The sequence below is a fragment of the Paenibacillus ginsengarvi genome, assembly GCF_003626695.1.
GTDB lineage: Bacteria > Bacillota > Bacilli > Paenibacillales > NBRC-103111 > Paenibacillus_AB > Paenibacillus_AB ginsengarvi.
In genome coordinates, this window is record NZ_RBAH01000003.1 from 365,774 (window position 1) to 388,914 (window position 23,141).

At 50.1% G+C, this 23,141-nt stretch carries 22 protein-coding genes and 1 rRNA gene; 10 read left to right on the top strand and 13 right to left on the bottom strand.

All coding sequences use genetic code 11. The annotated features are described in order from the left end of the window. Positions 1–4: 4 nt before the first annotated feature. Positions 5–262 (bottom strand): putative Se/S carrier protein, encoded by a 258-nt coding sequence (locus D7M11_RS06645; protein WP_120746412.1) that lies wholly within the window; start codon positions 260–262, stop codon positions 5–7. A 125-nt stretch (positions 263–387) separates the two neighbouring features. Between D7M11_RS06645 and yyaC the strand changes: the two genes are divergently transcribed. Continuing rightward, the gene (gene yyaC, locus D7M11_RS06650; RefSeq protein ID WP_120746366.1) at positions 388–999 is read left to right on the top strand and encodes a spore protease YyaC; all 612 of its coding nucleotides are present in this window, start codon (positions 388–390) and stop codon (positions 997–999) included. Here the strand turns inward: yyaC and D7M11_RS06655 are convergent. The 12 genes from D7M11_RS06655 to rpmH all read right to left on the bottom strand — a co-directional run bounded on the left by D7M11_RS06655 (position 965) and on the right by rpmH (position 12,113). Next, complete coding sequence (locus D7M11_RS06655) at positions 965–1,477, bottom strand: DUF4446 family protein (RefSeq protein ID WP_240040979.1); 513 nt, start codon at positions 1,475–1,477, stop codon at positions 965–967. The two genes, yyaC and D7M11_RS06655, sit on opposite strands and share 35 nt — an antisense overlap. A 41-nt stretch (positions 1,478–1,518) precedes the next feature. Continuing rightward, the gene (locus D7M11_RS06660; RefSeq protein ID WP_120746367.1) at positions 1,519–2,682 is read right to left on the bottom strand and encodes an aminotransferase class V-fold PLP-dependent enzyme; all 1,164 of its coding nucleotides are present in this window, start codon (positions 2,680–2,682) and stop codon (positions 1,519–1,521) included. A 157-nt stretch (positions 2,683–2,839) separates the two neighbouring features. Next, the gene (locus tag D7M11_RS06665) at positions 2,840–3,694 is read right to left on the bottom strand and encodes a ParB/RepB/Spo0J family partition protein (protein WP_120746368.1); all 855 of its coding nucleotides are present in this window, start codon (positions 3,692–3,694) and stop codon (positions 2,840–2,842) included. Next, the gene (locus D7M11_RS06670) at positions 3,687–4,448 is read right to left on the bottom strand and encodes a ParA family protein (RefSeq protein WP_120746414.1); all 762 of its coding nucleotides are present in this window, start codon (positions 4,446–4,448) and stop codon (positions 3,687–3,689) included. Before D7M11_RS06670 ends, D7M11_RS06665 begins: the two co-directional genes overlap by 8 nt. A 203-nt stretch (positions 4,449–4,651) precedes the next feature. After that, positions 4,652–5,470, bottom strand: a complete 819-nt coding sequence (gene noc, locus D7M11_RS06675; protein ID WP_120746369.1) for a nucleoid occlusion protein — start codon at positions 5,468–5,470, stop codon at positions 4,652–4,654. A gap of 201 nt (positions 5,471–5,671) precedes the next feature. Further along, entirely contained in the window at positions 5,672–6,394 is a 723-nt protein-coding gene (gene rsmG, locus D7M11_RS06680; RefSeq protein ID WP_120746370.1) for a 16S rRNA (guanine(527)-N(7))-methyltransferase RsmG, read from the bottom strand. Between the two features lie 4 nt (positions 6,395–6,398). Continuing rightward, the gene (gene mnmG, locus D7M11_RS06685; RefSeq protein ID WP_120746371.1) at positions 6,399–8,294 is read right to left on the bottom strand and encodes a tRNA uridine-5-carboxymethylaminomethyl(34) synthesis enzyme MnmG; all 1,896 of its coding nucleotides are present in this window, start codon (positions 8,292–8,294) and stop codon (positions 6,399–6,401) included. 51 nt (positions 8,295–8,345) lie between these two features. After that, positions 8,346–9,719, bottom strand: coding sequence for a tRNA uridine-5-carboxymethylaminomethyl(34) synthesis GTPase MnmE (mnmE, locus tag D7M11_RS06690; RefSeq protein ID WP_120746372.1), 1,374 nt, complete (start codon positions 9,717–9,719; stop codon positions 8,346–8,348). A gap of 235 nt (positions 9,720–9,954) precedes the next feature. Continuing rightward, the gene (jag, locus tag D7M11_RS06695; protein ID WP_120746373.1) at positions 9,955–10,572 is read right to left on the bottom strand and encodes an RNA-binding cell elongation regulator Jag/EloR; all 618 of its coding nucleotides are present in this window, start codon (positions 10,570–10,572) and stop codon (positions 9,955–9,957) included. Further along, positions 10,569–11,315 carry a membrane protein insertase YidC gene (gene yidC, locus D7M11_RS06700; RefSeq protein ID WP_120746374.1) on the bottom strand — a complete coding sequence of 249 codons (747 nt, stop codon included), beginning with the start codon at positions 11,313–11,315 and terminating at the stop codon, positions 10,569–10,571. The genes jag and yidC overlap by 4 nt, the downstream gene beginning before the upstream one ends. A 228-nt stretch (positions 11,316–11,543) precedes the next feature. Continuing rightward, on the bottom strand, positions 11,544–11,885 hold the full coding sequence (rnpA, locus tag D7M11_RS06705; protein ID WP_120746415.1) for a ribonuclease P protein component: 342 nt from the start codon (positions 11,883–11,885) through the stop codon (positions 11,544–11,546). Between the two features lie 93 nt (positions 11,886–11,978). Continuing rightward, positions 11,979–12,113, bottom strand: coding sequence for a 50S ribosomal protein L34 (gene rpmH, locus D7M11_RS06710; protein WP_110841751.1), 135 nt, complete (start codon positions 12,111–12,113; stop codon positions 11,979–11,981). A gap of 577 nt (positions 12,114–12,690) precedes the next feature. Here rpmH and dnaA point away from each other — a divergent pair. The 9 genes from dnaA to D7M11_RS06755 all read left to right on the top strand — a co-directional run. Further along, the gene (gene dnaA, locus D7M11_RS06715; RefSeq protein ID WP_240040980.1) at positions 12,691–14,055 is read left to right on the top strand and encodes a chromosomal replication initiator protein DnaA; all 1,365 of its coding nucleotides are present in this window, start codon (positions 12,691–12,693) and stop codon (positions 14,053–14,055) included. A 219-nt stretch (positions 14,056–14,274) separates the two neighbouring features. Further along, on the top strand, positions 14,275–15,420 hold the full coding sequence (gene dnaN / locus D7M11_RS06720; RefSeq protein WP_120746376.1) for a DNA polymerase III subunit beta: 1,146 nt from the start codon (positions 14,275–14,277) through the stop codon (positions 15,418–15,420). 14 nt (positions 15,421–15,434) lie between these two features. Next, positions 15,435–15,653 (top strand): S4 domain-containing protein YaaA, encoded by a 219-nt coding sequence (gene yaaA, locus D7M11_RS06725; protein ID WP_120746377.1) that lies wholly within the window; start codon positions 15,435–15,437, stop codon positions 15,651–15,653. 11 nt (positions 15,654–15,664) lie between these two features. Then, positions 15,665–16,774, top strand: a complete 1,110-nt coding sequence (recF, locus tag D7M11_RS06730; protein WP_120746378.1) for a DNA replication/repair protein RecF — start codon at positions 15,665–15,667, stop codon at positions 16,772–16,774. Positions 16,775–16,811: 37 nt separating this feature from the next. Continuing rightward, a complete protein-coding gene (remB, locus tag D7M11_RS06735; RefSeq protein WP_120746379.1) occupies positions 16,812–17,093 on the top strand; it encodes an extracellular matrix regulator RemB in 282 nt (93 codons plus the stop codon). A gap of 8 nt (positions 17,094–17,101) precedes the next feature. After that, on the top strand, positions 17,102–19,012 hold the full coding sequence (gyrB, locus tag D7M11_RS06740; protein WP_120746380.1) for a DNA topoisomerase (ATP-hydrolyzing) subunit B: 1,911 nt from the start codon (positions 17,102–17,104) through the stop codon (positions 19,010–19,012). Positions 19,013–19,115: 103 nt separating this feature from the next. Then, on the top strand, positions 19,116–21,578 hold the full coding sequence (gene gyrA, locus D7M11_RS06745) for a DNA gyrase subunit A (protein WP_120746381.1): 2,463 nt from the start codon (positions 19,116–19,118) through the stop codon (positions 21,576–21,578). Between the two features lie 47 nt (positions 21,579–21,625). Then, positions 21,626–22,675, top strand: a complete 1,050-nt coding sequence (locus D7M11_RS06750; RefSeq protein ID WP_120746382.1) for an HD-GYP domain-containing protein — start codon at positions 21,626–21,628, stop codon at positions 22,673–22,675. Positions 22,676–23,020: 345 nt separating this feature from the next. Further along, a 16S ribosomal RNA gene (locus D7M11_RS06755) occupies positions 23,021–23,141 on the top strand; the annotation flags it as partial.

The following is a 23,141-nucleotide window of genomic DNA, read 5'->3' on the forward strand; positions in this document are numbered from 1 at the left end:
GATTTCAGCTACTGAAAACCAGCTCATACTCTTCGTTTAATCGTCTGAAAATTCCGCGAATTTCCACATCTTCGGATTGAATAATCTCCTTCACCTTCTCGAACTCCTCGGCCGGAAAATCAATTGACAGTGCACATCCTGCCGTTATTTCCTTCGGCGTCGGCCGAATATCGATATCCACATCTGCATATTCCAGCAGCATTTCCGTACGCAGCGCCTGTTGCGTCGAATCAAACGCAATCAGCATCGTCTCCAGGTCCATCACCGCCTGTGGATAAATGATCTCCAATTCTCTCATATCCGGTACGTATAAACAAGCATTCTTTTTCGTATACTAGTAAAAATCGCCATCGTTATCGTATTCTATGTAGCTTAGGAGGAACCGCCATGAAGTTTTCACTCGGTCTGTTCAACAAAACCGACCCGGCCAGCTATCGCTTCAATTATAGCGATACTAACGTTGTGGATTCGCTCACCGAGCGTCTGTTTCACTATTTCGCGCAGGTCCCTGTCCATCAGCAAATCGTATTCGTATGTATCGGAACTGACCGGTCAACCGGCGATTCACTGGGCCCGTTAATCGGTACTCATCTGCATAAATACCACTACAGCGGTCTCCATCTTTTTGGTACGTTGGACGAGCCGGTACACGCCATGAATCTGAACGATACGATCGCCGAAATCGACCGGCTGTACGACTCTCCTTACATCGTTGCACTTGACGCATGCCTGGGCCAAGTATCCAGTGTCGGATGCATTACGGTTGCAGACGGTCCTGTCAAACCAGGAGCCGGAGTCCAGAAAGAACTGCCTCCGCTCGGACATATGCACATTACAGGAATCGTAAACGTCGGCGGTTTTATGGAATACTTTGTGCTGCAAAATACGCGCCTTAGCGTCGTGATGAAAATGTCCGAAATTATATCCCGCTCCATCTTCCGCTCTCTTATGCTGGCCAGGCGAATTACTTCGACTCAACAAGTTCCAGGGATTGAATAATCGCGTCCTTTTCCTCAGGGGTAAGCCGATAAACGGACTGCCCGGCGGAAATCGGTTTGGCATACATATGCGTTTCGTCGCGGTTGTGAATACCTGACAAAACAACACCATCTTGATTATCGCTTAAGAACGCCACCGAGAAACTAAGATCGGACCCTCTTTCCCCAAATGCATTATACCGCACAACGCCGATTTTGGACGTTACGGTTTTCAGCTTCGATTCGATATCGCTTATGCGTCTGTTTTGGGTTTCATGGGACGCTACCGCCATATCGATTTTTTGTTTATATTCGAGAAGCATTTGCTCTATATTCGTTTCGTTTACTCCGCCCATCATTTCTTCATACGATTTGCGCAGCCTAGACAGCTTGACGGACAGAGCGATGAGTACAATTAGTACGACGATAAATAAGAGCGCAAGCACAGCACAGCCTGCGAGCATATAAACAGGTTTTATGGAGTTCGCCCAATCGTTCAACGTTTTGATTCCTTCCCTCTTTTTTGGATCGTCACACGGTCTTACACCATATCCCGGTAATGCTTGCTAATTTCGCGAATCGCCCCAATAAAGTCTGATATTTCGGCTTCTGTCGTATAATATCCGATACTTGCCCGTACAGCTCCCGTTTTTGTCGTCCCTGCCGCTTCATGCGCTAGAGGTGTACAATGATAACCGGCACGAACAGCGATCTGAAAGCTTTGATCCAAAATGAAAGCAACTTCCGATGAATCGGCATGTTCCAGCACGAATGCGGCAATCCCTGTTTTAGGTTCACCTAATTTCGGCCCAAGCAGCCTTACCCCTTCCACCGATTGCAATCCTTCCATAAGCAGTTGAATTTGATTCCATTCTTTATTATGGATCGCCTCGACACCTTCATTCAGTACAAATTTTACACCTTCTCTAAGTCCCGCGATTCCTACCGTATTTTGCGTACCTGCTTCATATCGGTCTGGCCTCACGGTCGGTTGATCGATTGACTCCGACTGACTTCCCGTCCCCCCATGCAGCAGCGGTACCAGTTCCAAGTTTGGATGAATATAAAGTCCACCGGTTCCTTGCGGTCCAAGCATCCCCTTATGTCCCGGGAAGGCGAACATATCAATCCCCATTTGCTCGACATGGAGCGGAATAATCCCAACCGTTTGGGCGCCGTCCACCAATAGTTTGCTCCCTCTTTTTCGGGCCAGTTCCGCTATTTGCTCCACAGGCAAAATCGTTCCGAGCAAGTTTGAGCTATGATTACAAATGACGAGTGTAGTATTTGATCGGAAAGCCGCTTCGACATCCTCCACCTTCACTTGTCCCGTACTGTCCGCCTCTACATACGTTACTTGCACATCCATGTGGATTTTCAAATATTCAAGCGGCCTTCTCACGGAGTTATGCTCCACACTTGTACATATCACATGATCGCCTTTTTTGACAAATCCCTTTATCGCTTCATTTAATGCCATTGTCGTATTGAGCGCATACGAAATATGATTCGGATTATGAACCCCGATCAGCTTCGCAATAACGTGCCGTGTCTCGAACAAAATACGGCTCGCCTTCACCGCCATTTGATGGCTGCCTCTACCGGGATTGGCTGCCGCATGTAACATACTTTCATGCATCGCTTCGAGTACAGCTGGCGGTTTCGGCCACGAAGAAGCTGCGTTGTCAAAATACTTAACTGCCATACAGCCCTCTCCCTCCCTCTTTTTGACTGCATTTTTTTGAATATCAACTTGCATTTCACCGAAAAAGCATACCATGTCACCCCTAGATGGGTATGAGTTTGGTATGCTTTACTGGTCTGATGTTAAGGTTTTTTCGAATCATTCTCGAAAAATTACCTTAGCTTATTTTTCCCTGCAGCAATTCAAGCAACCGTTCCAAATCATCCTTTGAATAATAAAGCAGTTCGATTTTTCCTTTATCGTTCTGATGTTTGATTTTAACTGTCGTCCGATATCGATCGCGCAGCGATTCCTCCAGCTGATCGATATATGGGTCGCCTTTCCTTTCTTTGCTTCTCTCTTTTTGCGGCTGTTTCGTTTCCTCCAGCTGTTTAATATAATCTTCCAGGAAACGGACACTCCACTCATTTTTAACCGTCAAATTTGCCAACTCTTTTTTGGTCTTGTCATCCTTCACACCAACAATCGCTCTCGCGTGCCCCATCGATAATGTTCCACGTGAAACATGTTGCTTCACATCATCCGGCAGCTGCAGCAGCCGCAAAAAGTTTGCAATATGAGATCGGCTCTTCCCCACTTTAACCGACAGCTCTTCTTGAGTAAACTGAAACTGTTCAACTAAAGCTTGGTACGCATTGGCAATCTCGATTGCATTCAAATCTTCACGCTGTACATTTTCGATCAAAGCAATTTCCATCACTTGTTGATCGCTAAAATTTCTTATTACCGCCGGTATTTTCTCAAGCCCACAATGCTGCGACGCTCGAAATCTGCGTTCCCCGGCAATAATCTCAAACCCTCTAAGAACACTACGAACAATAATCGGCTGAATAACACCGTGCTCTTTGATCGATTGAGCCAGTTCGCTGATCGAGTCTTCATTAAAAGTTTTACGCGGCTGATATGGATTGGGCCGAAGCTCTTTCAAAGAGATTTCGACTACTTTATCTTCTTCGCCTACATGAAGCGACGGGATTAGCGCGTCCAGTCCTTTGCCAAGACGCTTACTCATAGGAGACCACTTCCTTCGCCAATTCCAAATATACTTCCGCTCCCTTTGAGCGCGGATCGTAAGTAATGATGGATTGTCCGTGACTCGGAGCCTCGCTTAAACGTACATTACGCGGAATAATCGTTTGATACACTTTCTGCTGGAAATACTTTTTCACTTCTTCAATAACTTGGATGCCGAGATTCGTCCGGGCATCAAACATGGTGAGCAATACGCCTTCAATCTGCAAGTTCGTATTCAGATGTTTCTGAACCAGTCTCACTGTATTGAGCAGCTGGCTTAATCCCTCCAGCGCGTAGTATTCACATTGAATCGGAATAAGGACCGAATCAGCCGCAGTGAGAGAGTTGATCGTCAGTATTCCTAGGGACGGCGGACAATCGATCAATATGTAGTCAAACATATGCTTGACCAGTTGCAACGATTTCTTCAGCCGAACCTCGCGCGAAATCGTCGGAACGAGCTCGATCTCCGCTCCGGCCAACTGGATCGTCGCAGGAATGATTTTCAGGTTTTCGATCGCGGTACTTACAATCGTATCTTTCGGATGCACATCATTAATAAGAACATCATAAATACAATGTACAACATCAGCTTTATTTACGCCGATCCCGCTCGTTGTGTTTCCTTGCGGGTCTATATCTACAAGCAGGACTCGTTTGCCCAAAGTAGCCAAACAAGCTCCCAGATTAACGGATGTCGTTGTTTTCCCGACCCCGCCTTTTTGATTCGCAATAGCTATAATCTTAGCCAACATCTTCACCTCAATCAAGAATCCCTACACAGCATGGCTGCATTAAAACGCCTTCAGTTCTAAGCCTTTTCTTCCTATGTTCAAACCATCCAATAATGAGTCGACATCTTCCATTATACCATTAAACTCTAGCAACTTGAAATATTTCGCGCTCCTAAAAAAAAGAAAAGCTCCATGAATTGGAGCTTTTCTCACAAAACCCATCAATGCTTTTTAGGGATACGAATAATAAATTCATAATGATCGTCATGGTCCTTCTCATCCGTCTTAATTTGCAAGCCAGATCCGGCGACCATTTCCACAGACTGACGGATTGTATTAACAGCCAGCCGAATATCTTTGGAAAAAGAAACTCGTTTACTTTTCTTTATAGAAGCGGCTTCATTATAAAATTTGACTCTCGCCTCTGTTTGCTTGACATTCAGCTCTTTCGTAATAATATCATTTAATACTTTGAGCTGTAAATCTTCGCTGTCGAGAGCAAGCAAAGCCCGCGCGTGTCGTTCTGTTATTTTGCGTTCCAATAAACATTGCTTTACGGGTTCGCTCAAATTCAGCAGCCGTATTTTATTCGCGATCGTAGATTGGCTTTTCCCAAGCCTTTGAGCCAAGCTTTCCTGCGTCAAGCCGTGAATTTCCATCAACTGTTGGTAAGCTACCGCCTCTTCGATCGAGGTCAATCCTTCGCGCTGTAAGTTTTCGATTAAAGCGATGGATGCCGCCTGAGCATCGTTAAACTCCCGTACGATCGCCGGTACCGTATCGAGGCCCAGCTTTTTGCAAGCTCTCCATCTGCGTTCCCCGGCAATAATCTCAAACTTGTGATTACGGACTCGAACGACGATCGGTTGAATAACACCGTGAGTTTTTATCGTTTGACAAAGCTCATCGATCTTCTCATCGTCAAATACAGTCCTTGGTTGATAGGGACTCGGCACGATTTCATGAATAGAAACATTTTTTACTTCATCCTGGTTTGTCCGCTCCGAGAACCCGAACAGCTTGGAGAATTGTTCTTTCATATGGAAACCAATCACCCAATTCCTTTCGTTGCAATGAAAGCTTTGTCCGAGGGTTCCCCATCCTGGTTTGAATGGCTGCTGATCCTGCCATCATCCCATTCGACTTTACTATACTAATTCTCCAGAAACTCTCGATTTCCTGCCTCTGCCATATAAACATTTATTGAATGTTTCACGTGGAACATTTCATTTGCAGTTTTATTAAACTAACGGCTGCTTTAACGGCAATCCCGCTTTTCGCGGATACTTGGCAGGCGTCTTCCCAGTCTTTTCCACTATAATCATATGACGTTCCGATTGCTCAACCGGAAGTTCAAAACGTACAACCGACTTCACTTCCCCGCGAAGCAACTTCAAGCTAAAAGCCGCTTCTTGCAGTTCCTCCTCCGGGTCTGCCCCTTTCATCGCGGCAAACAAACCGGCGGATTTCACGAACGGCAAGCAAAATTCGTTCAGCACATTAAGCCTCGCCACTGCCCTAGCGGTAACCAGGTCGAACGAATCTCTCAGTGAAACGTTGCGGGCCAAATCCTCTGCCCGGCCGTGCAAGCAATCGACATGTTCAAGCCCTAACGTTTGAACAAGATGGTTCAAAAACTGAATTCGTTTATTTAAGGAATCTACAATCGTAACCCGCAAATGCGGAAACATGATTTTAAGCGGAATACTTGGAAAACCGGCACCGGACCCAATATCGGCCATCGTAGCGATGCCGGACATCGGCACAAAAAAAGAAAGAGAAAGCGAGTCGTAGAAGTGTTTGATATACACCTGCTCTCTCTCCGTAATGCCGGTCAAATTCATTTTTTCGTTCCACGAAACAAGCTCGCGAAAATACGCCTCGAATTGATTCCACTGCGTATCGGATACGTGCAGCCCTTTTTGAAGCAAAAGGTCGGTAAACAGCTTTTTCACATCGTTCATCGTATCAGCCTCTTGCGGTTGCGGTTTTATTGTATTGCTCCAAATATACGAGCAGTATCGAAATGTCGGCCGGCGTAACCCCCGCGATTCGTGACGCCTGCCCGATCGAGAGCGGTCTGATTTGCGCAAGATTATGTTTCGCTTCATTCGCTATACCGCGGATCTCTGCGTAGTTCAAATCTTCAGGCAGCTTCTTCTTTTCCATCCTACTCAAGCGCTCGACATGGATCAGCTGCTTCTCGATATAGCCTTCATACTTGATCTGGATTTCAACCTGCTCTTTCATCTCTTCGTTCAGCTCGTACGGCGAAGGCGATAGCTGTTCCAGATGGGCATAGGTCACTTCCGGTCTGCGCAGCAAGGAAATCATGTCCACCGCATTGTTAAGCGGCACCGTCCCCAGGTCCGTCAGAAGCTGCTGAACATTCGGCTCCGGACGAAGCTTTGTCGTTTTCAGACGCTCCACTTCCAGCGCAACTGTTGACCTTTTGTGTAAAAACTTCTGATAGCGCTCTTCCGATATAAGCCCAATATCGTAACCGATCGGCGTCAGCCGAAGATCCGCATTGTCATGGCGAAGCAGCAGACGATACTCCGCTCTTGAAGTAAGCAGCCGGTAAGGCTCGGTCGTTCCTTTCGTCACGAGATCGTCGATGAGTACTCCGATGTACCCTTGCGAGCGATCCAGGATGACCGGTTCTTTCCCGAGTACTTTTCTTGCTGCATTGATGCCGGCCATAACCCCTTGCCCGGCCGCTTCCTCGTAACCTGACGTACCGTTAATTTGACCAGCCGTAAACAAGCCGGGAATTTTTTTCGTTTCCAGCGTAGGCCATAGCTGGGTCGGGACCATTGCATCATATTCGATTGCATAACCGGTCCTCATCATTTTTACATTTTCCAAACCGGGAATCGACCTCAGCATCGAAAGCTGAACTTCCTCCGGCATGCTAGTGGAAAGCCCCTGAACGTAATACTCCGACGTATTCCGCCCTTCCGGTTCCAAAAAGATTTGATGCTTCGGCTTATCCGCGAAGCGGACGATCTTATCCTCGATAGAAGGACAATAGCGAGGTCCGGTCCCTTCGATCGCTCCGGAAAACATCGGCGCCCGATGCAGATTGCTGTTAATGATTTCGTGCGTATCAGCCGACGTATACGTCAGCCAGCATGGAAGCTGTTCCCTTACGAACGGCTCGGTTTCATATGAGAAATATTTCGGCTGCTCATCGCCCGGCTGAATCTCCATCTTGGAGAAGTCGATCGTTTCCTTCTGTACGCGCGGCGGAGTCCCCGTCTTGAAACGAACGAGCTCGAGGCCAAGATTCTTCAAGCTCTCCGACAGCTTGACCGAAGGCTGCTGGTTGTTAGGCCCGCTCTCGTACATGAGATCGCCCATAATGACTTTGCCGCGCAAATACGTGCCGGTCGTCAGCACGATCGCTTTGCCGAAATACTGTGCCCCCGTCTTCGTAATAACACCGGTGCACACGCCGTCCTCGACAATAAGCTCCTCGACCATCCCTTGGCGCATCGTCAACCGTTCTTGCTTCTCAATCGTTTCCTTCATCGTATGCTGATACAGAAATTTGTCGGCTTGGGCGCGCAGCGCATGAACCGCAGGTCCCTTCCCCGTGTTGAGCATACGAAGCTGAATAAACGTTTTGTCGATGTTGCGTCCCATTTCACCGCCGAGCGCATCAATTTCCCGGACAACATGCCCTTTAGCCGGCCCGCCGATCGACGGGTTGCATGGCATAAATGCGACCATATCGAGGTTGATCGTCAGCAGCAGCGTATCGCAGCCCATTCTGGCCGAAGCCAGCGCAGCCTCGCAGCCGGCGTGACCGGCTCCGATAACGATAACATCATAATGGCCAGCAGTATAATTGGTTATCATCCTTACCCCTCCTTTGCCTACCAGTCAATATATACGAACATACATTCCCATTCATTTCCCCAAGCAAAATTGCGAAAATATTTGATCGAGCAGCGATTCATGCGCCGAATCCCCGACAAGCTCCCCGAGGTGCTCCCACGCCCGGCTTATATCAATCTGGATCATGTCGATCGGAATCTGCCCGTCGACCGCCTCCAGCGCCTCCTCAAGCGATCTCATCGCGCTTTTCAGCAGATGAATGTGCCGGACGTTGCTCACATACGTCATATCGTTCATCTCGAGCTGACCGCCGAAAAAGAGGCCCCCGATCGCCTGTCCCAAACGCTCCAGTCCCTCTTCCTCCTTGACCGACATCGAGACGATTCGCTCCGGTTCAAAACGAGCCTGAATATAGTCCAGATCGGCCTGCAAAGGCAAATCGCTTTTGTTCAATACGACGATGCTCATCTTATCCCGCACCTGTTCGATTAGCAGCTTCTCATCCTCGTGGAGCGGCTCGCTGCGGTTCACAACCATTATGATCAAATCCGCGTCAGTCAATGCGCTGCGCGAACGCTCGACGCCAATCCGTTCGACGATATCATCCGTTTCCCTCAAACCGGCCGTATCGAGCAGCTTGAGCGGGATACCGTTCAAATTGACGTACTCCTCGATAACGTCGCGTGTCGTGCCGGGAATATCGGTAACGATCGCCTTGCTCTCTCCGGCGAGGGCGTTAAGCAGCGAAGATTTACCTACATTCGGTCTGCCTACGATCGCCGTGACGATGCCTTCGCGAAGAATTTTGCCCTGTTCCGCCGTGCGAAGCAGCCGGTCCAGATCGGCGAGCGCCTCCTTGCACTTGTCCCGGATAAAAGCGTTCGTCATCTCTTCTACGTCGTGCTCGGGATAATCGATGTTGACCTCAATATGAGCCATCAGTTCAACAAGCCGGTGCCGCAGCTGCTTCACCTGCTTGGACAGCGTCCCCTCCACTTGCCGCAGCGCGATCTTGTACGCCCGATCCGACTTCGCTCGGATCAAGTCGATAACCGCCTCCGCCTGGGCAAGATCAATGCGGCCGTTCAAAAAAGCCCGCTTCGTAAACTCGCCCGGCTCGGCCAAACGGACGTCTTGCTCCAGCACAAGATCGAGCACCTTCTTGACCGCTATAATGCCGCCGTGACAGCTGATCTCGACAACGTCCTCGGTCGTAAACGATCGAGGGCCGCGCATGACGGTTACAAGCGCCTCTTCCACGCGCTCCCCCGTAGCCGGCTGAATCACATGCCCATAATGCACCGTATGAGTAGGAACATCTTTCAGCTTTCCTTTAAATGAAAAAATTCGATCGGCTGCTCCGATCGAATCGGCGCCGCTTACGCGAATGACGGATATGCCTCCTTCGCCCGGAGGAGTCGAAATCGCGGCAATCGTATCTGCCATCTCGTTATACACCACCTTTCCTTTACCCCTACGTCTGCAAGACCGGAAAAACAAAAACAATGACTGCCGCCCAAGCGGAGCCATTGCCATTTAAGGGCCTTACCGGAATAACGCGCCTTTCTTTTGACGAACAGGCCCGCCCTTACGGTCTGCAACACATCGCTCGTCAGCCAAGACGACCATTCCGCTAAAGCTCCTTAGTTGCTGCGGGGATACGGCTCATGCCTGAAGTCATCTATCTGAGTGCAATAACGACTCGGCGGTTCGGCTCTTCCCCTTTGCTGTAGGTCTTCACATCCGGATGATGCTGCAGCTTGGAGTGAATCACCTTTCTCTCTTGCGGCGACATCGGCTCCAGCACGACTTCCTTGCGGGTCCGGATCACTCGCGTCGCCAACCGGTTCGACAGCTCCTCTAGCGTCTGTCTGCGGCGCTTGCGGAAACTTTCCGCGTCGAGCACGATTCGGATATGGGAGTCGGCGTAGCGGTTCGCCACAATGTTGAGCAAATATTGCAGCGAGTCCAGCGTCTGGCCTCTTCTTCCAATCAGTATACCCAATTCTTTGCCTGTCAAATTGAGCTGCACGCCGTCATCGGTATTTTCACGATCGATTTTCACTTGGATGTCCATCGTACGAAACACATCTTCCAAAAACTTGACGGCTTCCTCCAGCGCATCCGGAATAAGCTCCAGCTCTACCTTCGCTTCCCGCGCGCCTATCAAGCCGAATAACCCTTTGGAGGGCTGTTCCAATACTTTGACCTTCACCCGCTCTTCCGGAACGCTCCACTGCGCGAGTCCGGACTTTACAGCGTCCTCGATCGTTTTTCCCGTGACAACGATTGTTCTCATTTCGATAAGCCACCCTTTTGGTTAGATCTACCGTACAGCAAATAAGATTGCACGACAGTAAACAGGTTGCTGTATACCCAATACAAAGGCAAAGCCGAGGCGAAATTCATCGACATGACGAAAATCAGCACCGGAAAAATGAGCATCAAATTTTGCATCTGCGGAGTCGTCTGGGATGCCATTACTTTTTGCTGCAGGAACGTCGTTATCGCGGCAAGCGTCGGCAGCACGTAATACGGATCGGGCGTGCCGAGCTGCATCCACAGAAACGTGTGCTGGCTGATTTCGCCGTTGCGGACGATGGCGTTATACAGCGCGATCAGAATCGGCATCTGCACGAGAAGCGGCAGACAGCCTGCGAGCGGATTGACTCCGTTCTTCTGAAACAGCTTCATCGTTTCTTCCTGCTGCTTCTTCGGATCTTCCTTGTACTTGTCCTTGATTTTCTTCATCTCGGGCTGAATCGCCTGCATCGCCTTGGAGCTGCGGTACTGCTTCAGCGTAAGAGGAAGCACCAGGAAGCGGATAATGATCGTTACGACCAAAATGGATAAACCGTACTGCCCCCATAACAGGTCGGCGAACCAGTTCAGCAGCCAAGAAAGCGGATGCACGAAATACCGGTCCCAGATCCCGTTGCTCGGGTCAATCGGGTTCGTTTGCGCCGACATACTGCTGCAACCGGATAACAAAACGACGGCAACAGCAAACAGCGCGGCAAATTGTATGCGACGTCGGGCCAAAATTTGCTTCCTCCTAGATCTTTATCTATGAAACGCTATGCAAGCTATAGTCGACCGTACCCGGAACATTAGACCTTCCCGAATCGTTCAAAAAAAGGCACCGTCAAAGACGGGAAACGGCCCTCCTATCCAACATCAACTATACCACATGTTGGACAGCAAATGAAACTTTCCGCTGGAATTTTCGGCTCAGCAAATTAGTCCACATGTGGACAACCGTTTGCCGCCTTAATTTCGCAGTAATTGGGCTCTTTTCAGCCCGTGCATCAAGCTTTTTTCGAGCTGGCCGTAGTCCATGTCGACGACCGGCTTGCGGGCGATGACGATAAAATCGTAATGCGAACGGATCCGCTCCTCGTTCAACCGGACGATCTCCTTCAGCAGCCGCCTGATCCGGTTTCGGACAACGGCGCTTCCAAGCTTTTTGCTTACCGATACCCCCATCCGGAAACGCTCGATCCGCGGATTTGGCAAACAATATACGACAACCTGCATATTCGCGGTCGACTTGCCGTAGCGGTACACTTTATTGAAATCTTCCCTGCGGGTCAGCCTCAGCTCTTTCTGCATCTTCTTCACCATCTACCCTGCTAATGCGATTAGCGGAAGTATAAATTTTCGGAAACACTCAAAAAGAAAAGACCACCTTGAAGTGGCCTTTCATTACGCGCTGATTACTTTTCTTCCTTTTTGGCGGCGTGCTTTCAACACTTTGCGGCCATTTTTCGTGCTCATTCTCTTGCGAAAACCGTGCACTTTTTTACGTTTGCTAACATTCGGTTTAAAGGTCGGACCCATCGATTGCACCTCCTACGGTATTTCCGTGAATCATCCGAAAACGCCTCTATACATTAAATCATTTTTGCCCCTAAAAGTCAATTTTATTAATCGATCGTCTCTCTGTCCTGGTGCAAATGTTCCGCTCCGTCATTCGCCCTGACGGCTGCCAAAATCCGTCTGTCCCGTCGAAGCTTGTCCACTATTCACAGCCCCGGTTCGCTTTTTCGCCACCATTATCCACTTGTGTATAACTTTCGAGGCTTTAAAATCGCAATTTGTCGGTTTTTACACAGCCTATAAACAATATGTAGTGCTGTTGACAACTTTTACGCACAAGGTCTAGATATTGTGGATAATGTTTGAAAACACGCGCCATCTCTGCTATTATAGTATTGTTTTCGGTTGTGAATAGTCTTCCGCACTTCTCCGGTTATCAACAGCTTGTGGATAAGTTTGTGAACAATTTTCCCCGTACGTTCATTATTATATTCCCAAACCTTTGACAAATGTGGATAATTACCGACATAACCTTTGAAGTCTTTCACATAGCATGGCCCACTGTTCTACCGGCAATAATCGAAGGAGTGAACAAACTGTGGACGGTCATACCCACGATTTATGGCAGCAAGTGTTGTCCGTGATTCAAACCAAACTAAGTAAACCAAGCTTCGACACTTGGCTGAAATCAACGAAGGCGTCCGTCTTTACCGAAACGCAGCTGACCGTATGCGCACCGTCCAGCTTTGCCCGGGATTGGCTCGAGAGCCGCTACAAGAAGATGATCGCCGCAAACGTGCTGGAATATCTGGGAAGGGACGTCGAAGTCAGCTTCATTATCCAGGACACCGAAGAACCGGTGGGCAAAGCCGCTCCTTCAGGAGCCACTCCGATCGTCAAGCAGCCTCCCGTATTGGAAGACGGCAGCATTTATAACATTCTCAACCCGAAGTACACGTTCGATACGTTTGTCGTCGGATCGGGCAACCGTTTCGCGCATGCAGCCTCGCTGGCCGTTGCCGAAGCGCCCGCAAAAGCGTACAATCCTTTATTTTTGTACGGGGGCGTCGGGCTCGGCAAAACGCATCTGATGCACGCGATCGGCCACTACGTGCTGGAGCACAATCCGGGGGCGCGCGTTTTATATATATCGTCCGAAAAATTCACGAACGAGTTCATTAATGCCGTCCGCGACAACAGAGGCGAAGATTTCCGCAACAAATACCGGAAAATCGACGTGCTGCTGATCGACGACATACAGTTTTTGGCCGGCAAGGAAGGAACTCAAGAAGAGTTTTTCCATACGTTCAACGCTCTGCATGAGGAGCATAAGGCGATTATTATTTCGAGCGACCGCCAGCCGAAAGAAATTCCAACGCTGGAGGACCGGCTGAGATCCCGCTTCGAATGGGGGCTTATTACCGACATCGCGCCGCCCGATCTGGAGACGCGGATCGCCATCCTGCGCAAAAAGGCGAAAGCCGAAAACCTCGATATTCCGAACGAAGCGATGGTGTACATCGCCAACCAGATCGATACGAACATCCGCGAGCTGGAGGGCGCCCTGATTCGTGTCGTCGCCTACTCGTCCTTGATCAACCAGGACATCACGACTCATCTGGCAGCCGAGGCGCTGAAGGATATTATCCCGTCCAGCAGGCCGAAAATCATTACGATCCATGATATTCAGCAAAAGGTCGGCGAGTTTTACAGCCTGAAGCTGGAGGAATTCAAGGCGCGAAAGCGGACGAAAGCCGTCGCTTTTCCGCGGCAGGTGGCGATGTATTTATCCCGCGAGCTGACCGACTACTCGCTCCCGAAGATCGGCGAAGCGTTCGGCGGCCGGGACCATACGACCGTCATTCACGCCCACGAAAAAATAACGACCGCGCTGCAGAACGATCAGGACTTGTACAAAATCATTCAGGCGATTACCGAAAAAATTAAAAACCCGTCCTCTTAATAAGCGGAAGCCTATGCACAAACTATTCACATGTGGATAGGCTTTATTGTTCAAGCGATTTTCGCACATATCCACATATTCAGGGTCCCTACTACTACCATCACTATAAAAGATATATACTTATGAATAGCGACGTTCGGCATTCGCGCATCTTAGGGCGATTCCCTACGCCTATTCTTATGCGCGCATCGGAACCATTTAGAACCGGGAGTTGAAATGATGAAACTGAATATTTTGAAAGACGTCTTCAACGAGGCGATTCAGCACGTGTCCAAAGCGATCTCCAGCCGGACCACCATTCCCATTTTGACCGGCATCAAAATAGATGTGGAACCTACCGGCATTACGCTGACCGCTTCGGATACGGAAATTTCGATACAAAGTTTTATTCCGATCGAAATCGACGGCACCGAGATCGTTCAGGTCATGACCCCCGGAAGCGTTGTGCTGCCGGCGAAGTTTTTTATCGAAATGACGCGCAAATTGCCATCGTCCGACGTAACGCTCGAGGTGAAAGAAAATTTTATTACATGGATTCGCTCCGGCTCGGCCGAAATTCAGATCGTCGGTCTCGATCCCGAAGAATATCCGCTGCTCCCTCAGCTCGAAGAGAACAACGTAATGACGATCTCCAGCGATTTGCTCAAAAGCATGATTCGCCAAACAACATTTGCCGTGTCCACAAGCGAAACGTCGCCGATTTTGACCGGTGTCTTGTGGAATTTCCAACAAGAGCGGCTGAAGATGATCGCTTGCGACCGGCTGCGGATGGCATCCCGAGAAGCGCAGATCGCGATCGGCGACGCCGTAGATTTGCAAAATATCGTTATCGCGGGTAAAAGCTTGAATGAGCTTAGCAAGCTGCTTCCGGACCACAATATGGGCATCGAAATCGTAGTTGCGAACAATCAGGTGCTGTTCAAAATGGACCGCATCTCCTTCTACACGCGCATCCTGGACGGCGCCTATCCGGATACGTCGAAGCTCATTCCGCAGTCGTTTCAGACCGAGCTTACGGTTGACACGAGAAAGCTTGCGGACAGCATCGACCGCGCTTATTTGCTGTCCCGCGAAGAAAAGACGAATATTGTCAAAATGACGCTGAAGGAAGACCAGACGGTCGAAATTTCTTCCAGCTCCAGCGAGCTCGGCAAAGTGACGGAAAATATCGAAGCGCACCAATTGTCCGGCGACCTGCTCAGCATCTCGTTTAACTCCAAATATATGCTCGATGCGCTCAAAATCATCGACAGTGAACATATTCAGATCTGCTTCCGCGGATCGATGCAGCCGATAATTATTAAGCCGGGCGATCATGGGAATATGCTGCATCTGATCATGCCATACCGGACGACGAACGGATAACGGAGTAATCAGCGATGAAACCTATAACGATCTCAACGGAATTTATTACGCTCGGCCAATTTCTCAAATTGGCGGACTGCATCTCGACTGGCGGAGAAGCGAAGTTTTTCGTCAAGGAAACGACTATTTCCGTAAACGGCGAACCGGAAAACCGCAGAGGGCGCAAGCTGTATGCCGGTGACCGGGTGAAAGTCGAAGGCTGCGGCGAGTTTACAGTCGCTCGGCGAAGCTAGGAGGCTTCTTCTTGCACTTAAAAAAACTGGCGTTGCGCGATTACCGCAATTACGAATCGGTGGAGCTTGCGACGGAGGGTGCCGTCAATATCATTATCGGCCCGAACGCACAAGGGAAAACGAATCTGCTCGAAGCGATATTCGTGCTGGCCTTGACGAAGTCGCACCGGACGCATCAGGATAAGGAGCTTATTCGCTTCGGGGCGGAGCGGACGATGCTGCGCGGAGAAATCGAAAAAAAGTACGGTCCATGTACGCTGGATCTGACGTTTACGAATCAAGGCAAAAAAGCAAAAATTAACGGCCTGGATCAAAAAAGGCTGAGCGACTTCATAGGGGCGCTCAACGTTGTCATGTTCGCACCCGAAGACTTAAATATTGTCAAGGGCTCCCCGAGCATCAGGCGGCAATTTCTCAACATGGAGATCGGGCAAGTCCAGCCCTCGTATCTATACGATTTGTCGCAATATCAGAAAGTGCTGGCCCAGCGCAACAATATGCTGAAAACGTCGTTCCGCGAATCGAAGGTGAACGAGACGCTTTTGGAGGTTTGGAACGAACAACTTGTAACCTTGAGTATTAAAATTATGAAAAAGCGTCAAAACTTTATTCATAAGCTGCAAAAATGGGCGGAATCTATCCACATGGGGATAACTAACGGCACGGAGACGCTGGAAATTGGCTACGTCCCTTCCTTCGCCTATGACGGTTCGGTAGAAGAATCTGTTTTATTTGAGCAATTTATGATAAAGTTATCACAGGCTAAAGATCAGGAAATGCGCCGGGGGACGACGCTTTACGGCCCTCACAAGGACGATCTGGCATTCTCGATCAACAAAAAGGACGTGCAAACATTCGGCTCGCAAGGGCAGCAGCGGACGACCGCGCTGTCGCTCAAACTTGCGGAAATCGAGTTCATTCAGGAGGAGGTCGGCGAGTACCCGATCCTGCTGCTCGACGACGTGCTCTCCGAATTGGACACTTATCGGCAAACTCAACTTCTCGAGACGTTCCAGACGAAAGTTCAGACGTTCATCACGACGACCGGCACCGAAAGCCTGCAGATGAATCGACTGAAGAACGCCTCCATTTTTCATGTGCGAAACGGCCAACTGGTTTAAACAATCGCTTAAGTTCGAAAGAGGGAGCTGATTCGGCATGTTTATTCATATAGGCGGGGAAAAAATCATCAGTACGTCCGAGCTGATCGCCATCTTCGATCTGTCTATCGAGAAGTCTTCGAAAATATCGAAAAGTTTCGTGCTTCATGCGCAAAAAGAAAAAAACGTGGAAGTGATCGGCGAGGAAGAATGCAAATCGATCGTCGTGACGAAGACGAAAGTGTATTATTCCCCGATTTCGTCGACGACTCTCAAAAAGCGGACAAGCAGTTTGCTCGTTAGCGATATCGAGATATTTTCAAATCAAAGAAGTAGGTGACCTAGCGAATGACTGTCAACCAACACGCATACGACGAAAGCCAGATCCAGGTGCTTGAGGGGCTCGAAGCGGTACGCAAACGCCCAGGGATGTATATTGGGTCAACCGGCGTCCGGGGGCTTCACCATTTGGTTTGGGAAGTAGTAGATAACAGCATCGACGAGGCGTTGGCGGGATTTTGCACATTGATCCAGGTCATCGTTCACAAGGATAATAGCGTAACCGTCATCGACAACGGCCGGGGCATTCCGGTCGGCGAAAACGCGAAGCTGAAAAAATCGACGCTCGAAGTCGTGCTGACCGTCCTTCACGCCGGCGGCAAATTCGGCGGTGAAGGGTATAAAGTATCCGGGGGCCTTCACGGCGTAGGCGTATCCGTAGTTAATGCGCTGTCGGAGCAGCTGATCGTGGAAGTAATGCGGGACGGCCATATTCATAAGCAGGAATATAGCCGCGGAGCGCCGCAATACGACATTCAAGTGATTGGAGACACTGACGAGACAGGGACGAAGATCACGTTCAAGCCGGACTCGGACATTTTTACGGAAACAACCGAATTCGAATACGACATTCTGCAATCCCGCATACGCGAGCTCTCCTTTTTGAACAAAGGCATAGAGATCCAGCTTAAGGACGAGCGGCATGATATGTCGAACACGTTCAAGGCGGACGGCGGCATTATTTCCTACGTCGAATATTTGAACCGGACGAAGCAGGCGATTCACGAGCCGCCGATTTATATCGAGGGCGAGAAAGATAAGATTCAAGCGGAAATTGCGCTGCAATATAACGACAGCTACACGGAGAACATTTATTCGTTCGCCAACAATATCAACACTCACGAAGGCGGAACACATGAGTCCGGCTTCAAAAGCGCACTCACGCGCATATTGAACGACTACGCCCGCAAATCGAACTCCATCAAGGACAGCGACTCCAATCTGAGCGGCGATGACGTCCGGGAAGGACTCACGGCGATCATCTCCGTCAAAATTCCCGACCCGCAATTCGAAGGCCAGACGAAGACGAAGCTTGGCAACAGCGAAGTGAGAGGCATCGTCGAGTCCTTGTTTGCGGACAAGTTGGAGGAGTTTTTGAACGAAAATCCGGCCATCGCCAAGCGGATCATCGAAAAGGGCATTCAAGCCGCCCGCGCCCGCGAAGCCGCCAGAAAAGCGCGGGAACTGACGCGGCGCAAAAGCGCTCTGGAAGTCAGCTCCTTGCCGGGCAAGCTGGCCGACTGTTCCTCCCGCGACGCTTCGATCAGCGAAGTGTATATCGTCGAAGGGGATTCCGCCGGCGGATCGGCCAAAAACGGGCGCGACCGGCATTTTCAGGCGATATTGCCGCTTCGCGGTAAAATTTTGAACGTGGAGAAGTCCCGTCTCGACAAAATTTTGTCCAATGCGGAAATCCGCGCCATCATTACGGCGATCGGTACGGGGATCGGCGACGATTTCGACATTGCCAAGGCGCGTTACCATAAAGTCATCATTATGACCGACGCCGACGTGGACGGCGCCCATATCCGGACGCTGCTGCTGACGTTTTTTTACCGGTATATGCGAAGAATTATCGAAGCTGGCTACGTCTATATCGCGCAGCCGCCGCTGTTCAAGCTCGAGCGGAACAAAACGGTGCGTTATGCCTATAACGAGAAGCAGCGCGATGCGGTTTTGCAGGAGTTCGGCGAAGGCGTCAAAGTGAACATTCAGCGGTATAAAGGTCTTGGCGAGATGAATCCCGGCCAGCTGTGGGAAACGACGATGGACCCGGAAAGCCGGACGATGCTGCAGGTGAGCATTCAGGATGCGATCGAGGCGGACGCAATATTCGACGCGCTTATGGGCGATAACGTCGAGCCGCGCCGGGAGTTTATTCAGGAGCATGCCAAGTTCGTCAAAAATTTGGACGTATAAATAGGATGACCGTGCGGGCGCGGCAGCAGATGCTGCGCTCGTATCGGCAGCGGGGCGTCAGGCTCCGCAAGCTTCGCAGATCAACCAGCTTCCAGGAGGTCTCATGTCTGAAGAAAACCGTTCGCTCATAAAAGATATCGACATCAGCTCCGAAATGCGCGAGTCGTTCTTGGGATACGCTATGAGTATTATCGTCAGCCGCGCGCTCCCGGACGTCCGTGATGGGCTAAAGCCGGTTCACCGCCGTATTTTGTACGCGATGTCTGAACTTGGCATGGCTCCGGATAAACCTTACAAAAAATCGGCGAGAATCGTCGGCGAAGTCATCGGCAAATACCACCCGCATGGCGACTCGGCCGTGTATGAAACGATGGTCGGGATGGCGCAAGATTTCTCGACCCGGTACATGCTTGTCGACGGACATGGCAACTTCGGTTCCATCGACGGAGACTTTGCGGCCGCGATGCGGTATACGGAAGCCCGTCTGTCCAAAATATCGACGGAGCTTCTGCGCGATTTGCAGAAGGAAACGATCGATTTCGTACCCAATTATGACGGCGAAGAAGTGGAACCGTCCGTTCTTCCTTCGCGTTACCCGAACCTTCTCGTCAACGGCTCTTACGGGATTGCCGTCGGGATGGCAACGAGCATTCCGCCTCACAACCTGGGCGAGGTAATCGACGGCGTTCAGATGCTGATCGACAATCCGGATGTGACGCCGCTCGAGCTTATGCAGGTCATCAAAGGACCGGATTTTCCGACAGGCGCCTATATTATGGGCCGCGAAGGCATCCGCCAGGCGTATACGACGGGCCGAGGCAGCGCAACGATGCGGGCGAAGGTCAACATCGAAGAAAACAATAACAAAGCGCGCATTATCGTCTATGAGCTGCCTTACAAGGTAAATAAGGCGAAGCTTGTCGAGAAAATCGCCGAGCTTGTGCGCGACAAACATATCGACGGCATTACCGATCTGCGCGACGAATCCGACCGGAACGGCATGCGCATCGTGATCGAACTGCGCCGGGACGTGAACCCGAACGTTGTTTTGAACAATTTGTACAAGCATACGCCGATGCAGTCCAATTACGGGATCATCATGCTGGCGCTCGTCAATGGCGAGCCGAAGGTGCTGAACCTGAGGGATATGCTTTATCATTATTTGAAACACCAGCAGGAAGTTATTCGCCGCAGAACCGAGTACGATCTGAGAAAAGCGGAAGCCCGGGCGCACATTCTCGAAGGCTTGCGCATCGCGCTCGACCATTTGGACGAGGTCATTACGCTCATCCGTTCATCCAGAACGACTGAAGAGGCCCGCGACGGCTTAATCAGCCGGTTCAGCCTGAGCTATGAGCAGGCGCAAGCGATTCTCGATATGCGTTTGCAGCGTTTGACCGGCTTGGAACGGGAAAAGATCGAAGCGGAATATGCGGAACTCATGCAGAAAATCGCTGAATACCGGGCTATTTTGGCTGACGAGAATTTGATTCTCGGCATTATTAGCGACGAGCTTCGCGAGATTCGGGAGAAATATGCCGACGAGCGCCGCAGCGAAATTACGATCGGCGAAGAAAGCATCGAGGACGAAGATCTCATTCCACAGGAAGACGTTATTATCACGATTACCCACTCGGGTTACGTGAAACGTTTGCCGGTAACGACGTACCGCAGCCAAAAACGCGGCGGCCGTGGTGTGATCGGCATGGATACGAAGGATAAGGACTTCCTCGAACATTTGTTCGTTTCCAATACGCATCAATATTTGATGTTTTTCACGAACAAAGGGAAGGCGTACCGGCTTAAAGCATACGAGATTCCGGATTTGAGCCGCACGGCCAGAGGGACGCCGATTATTAACCTGATCCAAATCGAGCAGGGAGAGACCGTAAACGCGGTTATCCCGATTGAGAGCTTCGACTCGGAGCAATATTTGTTTTTTGCTACGAAGAAGGGGATCGTCAAGAAAACGCCGCTGGACGACTATATCAACATCCGCAAAGCCGGGCTGATCGCCATCCATCTGCGCGAAGACGACGATCTGATCGGTGTGAAGCTGACGGACGGCAAGCAGGAAATCATTATGGGTACCCGTCAAGGGATGTCGATCCGCTTCTCGGAAGATGACGTCCGTTCGATGGGCCGTTCCGCAACCGGCGTAAAAGGCATATCGATCGCTGACGACGATGACGTTATCGATATGGACGTCGTCGACTTGAACGACGATGTGCTGATCGTGACTTCCAAAGGCTACGGAAAGCGCACCCCGATGGAGGAATACCGCATCCAGACGCGCGGAGGCAAAGGAATCAAAACGCTTAATATTACACCGAAAAACGGGCCTGTCGTCGGCCTGAAGGTGGTCAAGAACGAGGAAGACCTAATGATTATTACGGCGTCGGGTACGATTATCCGGACTAGCATGTCCGGCATTAACACGATGGGCCGTAACACGCAGGGCGTGAAGCTGATTCACATTCGCGAAGACGAAGAGGTTGCTACCGTTACGAGAGTGGAGAAAAACGAGGAAGCCGCGGAAGAAGCCGATCCGGAAACCGAGCAATAGCGGAAACGGAACAATCGATATTCTGAATCCCGAGGAAGGCGAATAAGATGGCGACCATTTCCGTTTCCCAGTTAAAGATAGGCGATAAAGTAATCGAAGACGTCGTTACGAAGATGGGGAACGTTCTACTGAAAAAAGGCTTCAACGTTTCCCAGCGGGAGCACGACATTTTACGGGCGTTCCTGATTCCGTCCGTTACGATCGAGTCCAGAGAGACAGAACCGGAAGCAGCCGACAAAGCGGAGGAACTGAAGCAAGAGGAGACGCCGTTTACCGCCGAGTACGATAAAATGCTCCAGTTGCTCAAAAAGGTGTATAAGGACGCGATGTCTTCTCCCGAATTTCCGATTTTGGATATCCGCACCCGATTGGAGCAGCTGATCGCCAAAATCGAGCATTATAACGTGCTGACGTTTACACCGAGGATGCTCGGCACCGAGGATTATCTGTTTCACAACAGCATCATGGTTTCTTTAACCTCGTACTTGCTTGCCAAGTGGCACGGTTTTCAGAGCAAGGACTGGATTCCGATCGCGCTCGGCGGCCTGCTGCACGACGTCGGAAACGCAAAGGTGGATGCCGCTATATTGTCCAAGCCCTCCAAGCTGACGAATGCTGAGGTGGAGGAAATGAGACGGCATACGCTTTATGGGTATACGATGCTCAAGAGCATACCTTCGCTTAACGACGGCGCCAAGCTGTGTGTCCTGCAGCATCACGAGCGGGACGACGGCTCAGGTTATCCGATGGGCGTTAAAGGAGAGAAGATCCATCCGTATGCGAAAGTGGTAGCCGTAGCGGACGTTTTCCACGCGATGACGAGCAATCGGACATATAAAAAGGCCGAGTCGCCATATCTCGTGTTGGAGCAAGTCCAGAAGGAGTCCTTCGGCAAGCTTGACCCTACGATCGTATCGACTTTCATCAACAAAGTAACGCAGTTCCATAACGGGACAGTCGTACGTTTAAGCGATAACCGGGCTGGAGAGATCATATTTACGGACAGAGCGAATCCGACACGTCCGATGGTCAACGTAAGCGGGACTATCATTAATTTGGCCGTCGATCGGACGTTGTTCATCCAGGAAGTTTTATAGAGCAGCAGCAGCGGATGCCCTTAAGGGTATTCGCTTTTCTTTTGTTAGTACAAACTTTTTCAAAAAAAGTGTTGACTTCACCTTGTGGGCGTGGTAATCTATTTCTTGCCGCTTCGGAAGGCATTGATCGAAAGCAAGCTACGAAAAATGTTTTCAAAAAAAAGCTTGCAACAAGATAGGCTGATGTGGTATATTAAAGAGGTCGCCGCAAAACGGCGAAAAATGACGAAAGTCATTGATTGCTCCTTGAAAACTGAACAACGAGCGTGCAAGTGAAGGTCTCGCAAGAGACCACAACAAGCTAGTTAAGTAATGAGCTATCAGCTTATCTGATAAGGTTTTACCTTTTTGGAGAGTTTGATCCTGGCTCAGGACGAACGCTGGCGGCGTGCCTAATACATGCAAGTCGAGCGAATCCTTCGGGGTTAGCGGCGGACGGGTGAGTAACACGTAGGCAACCTGCCCG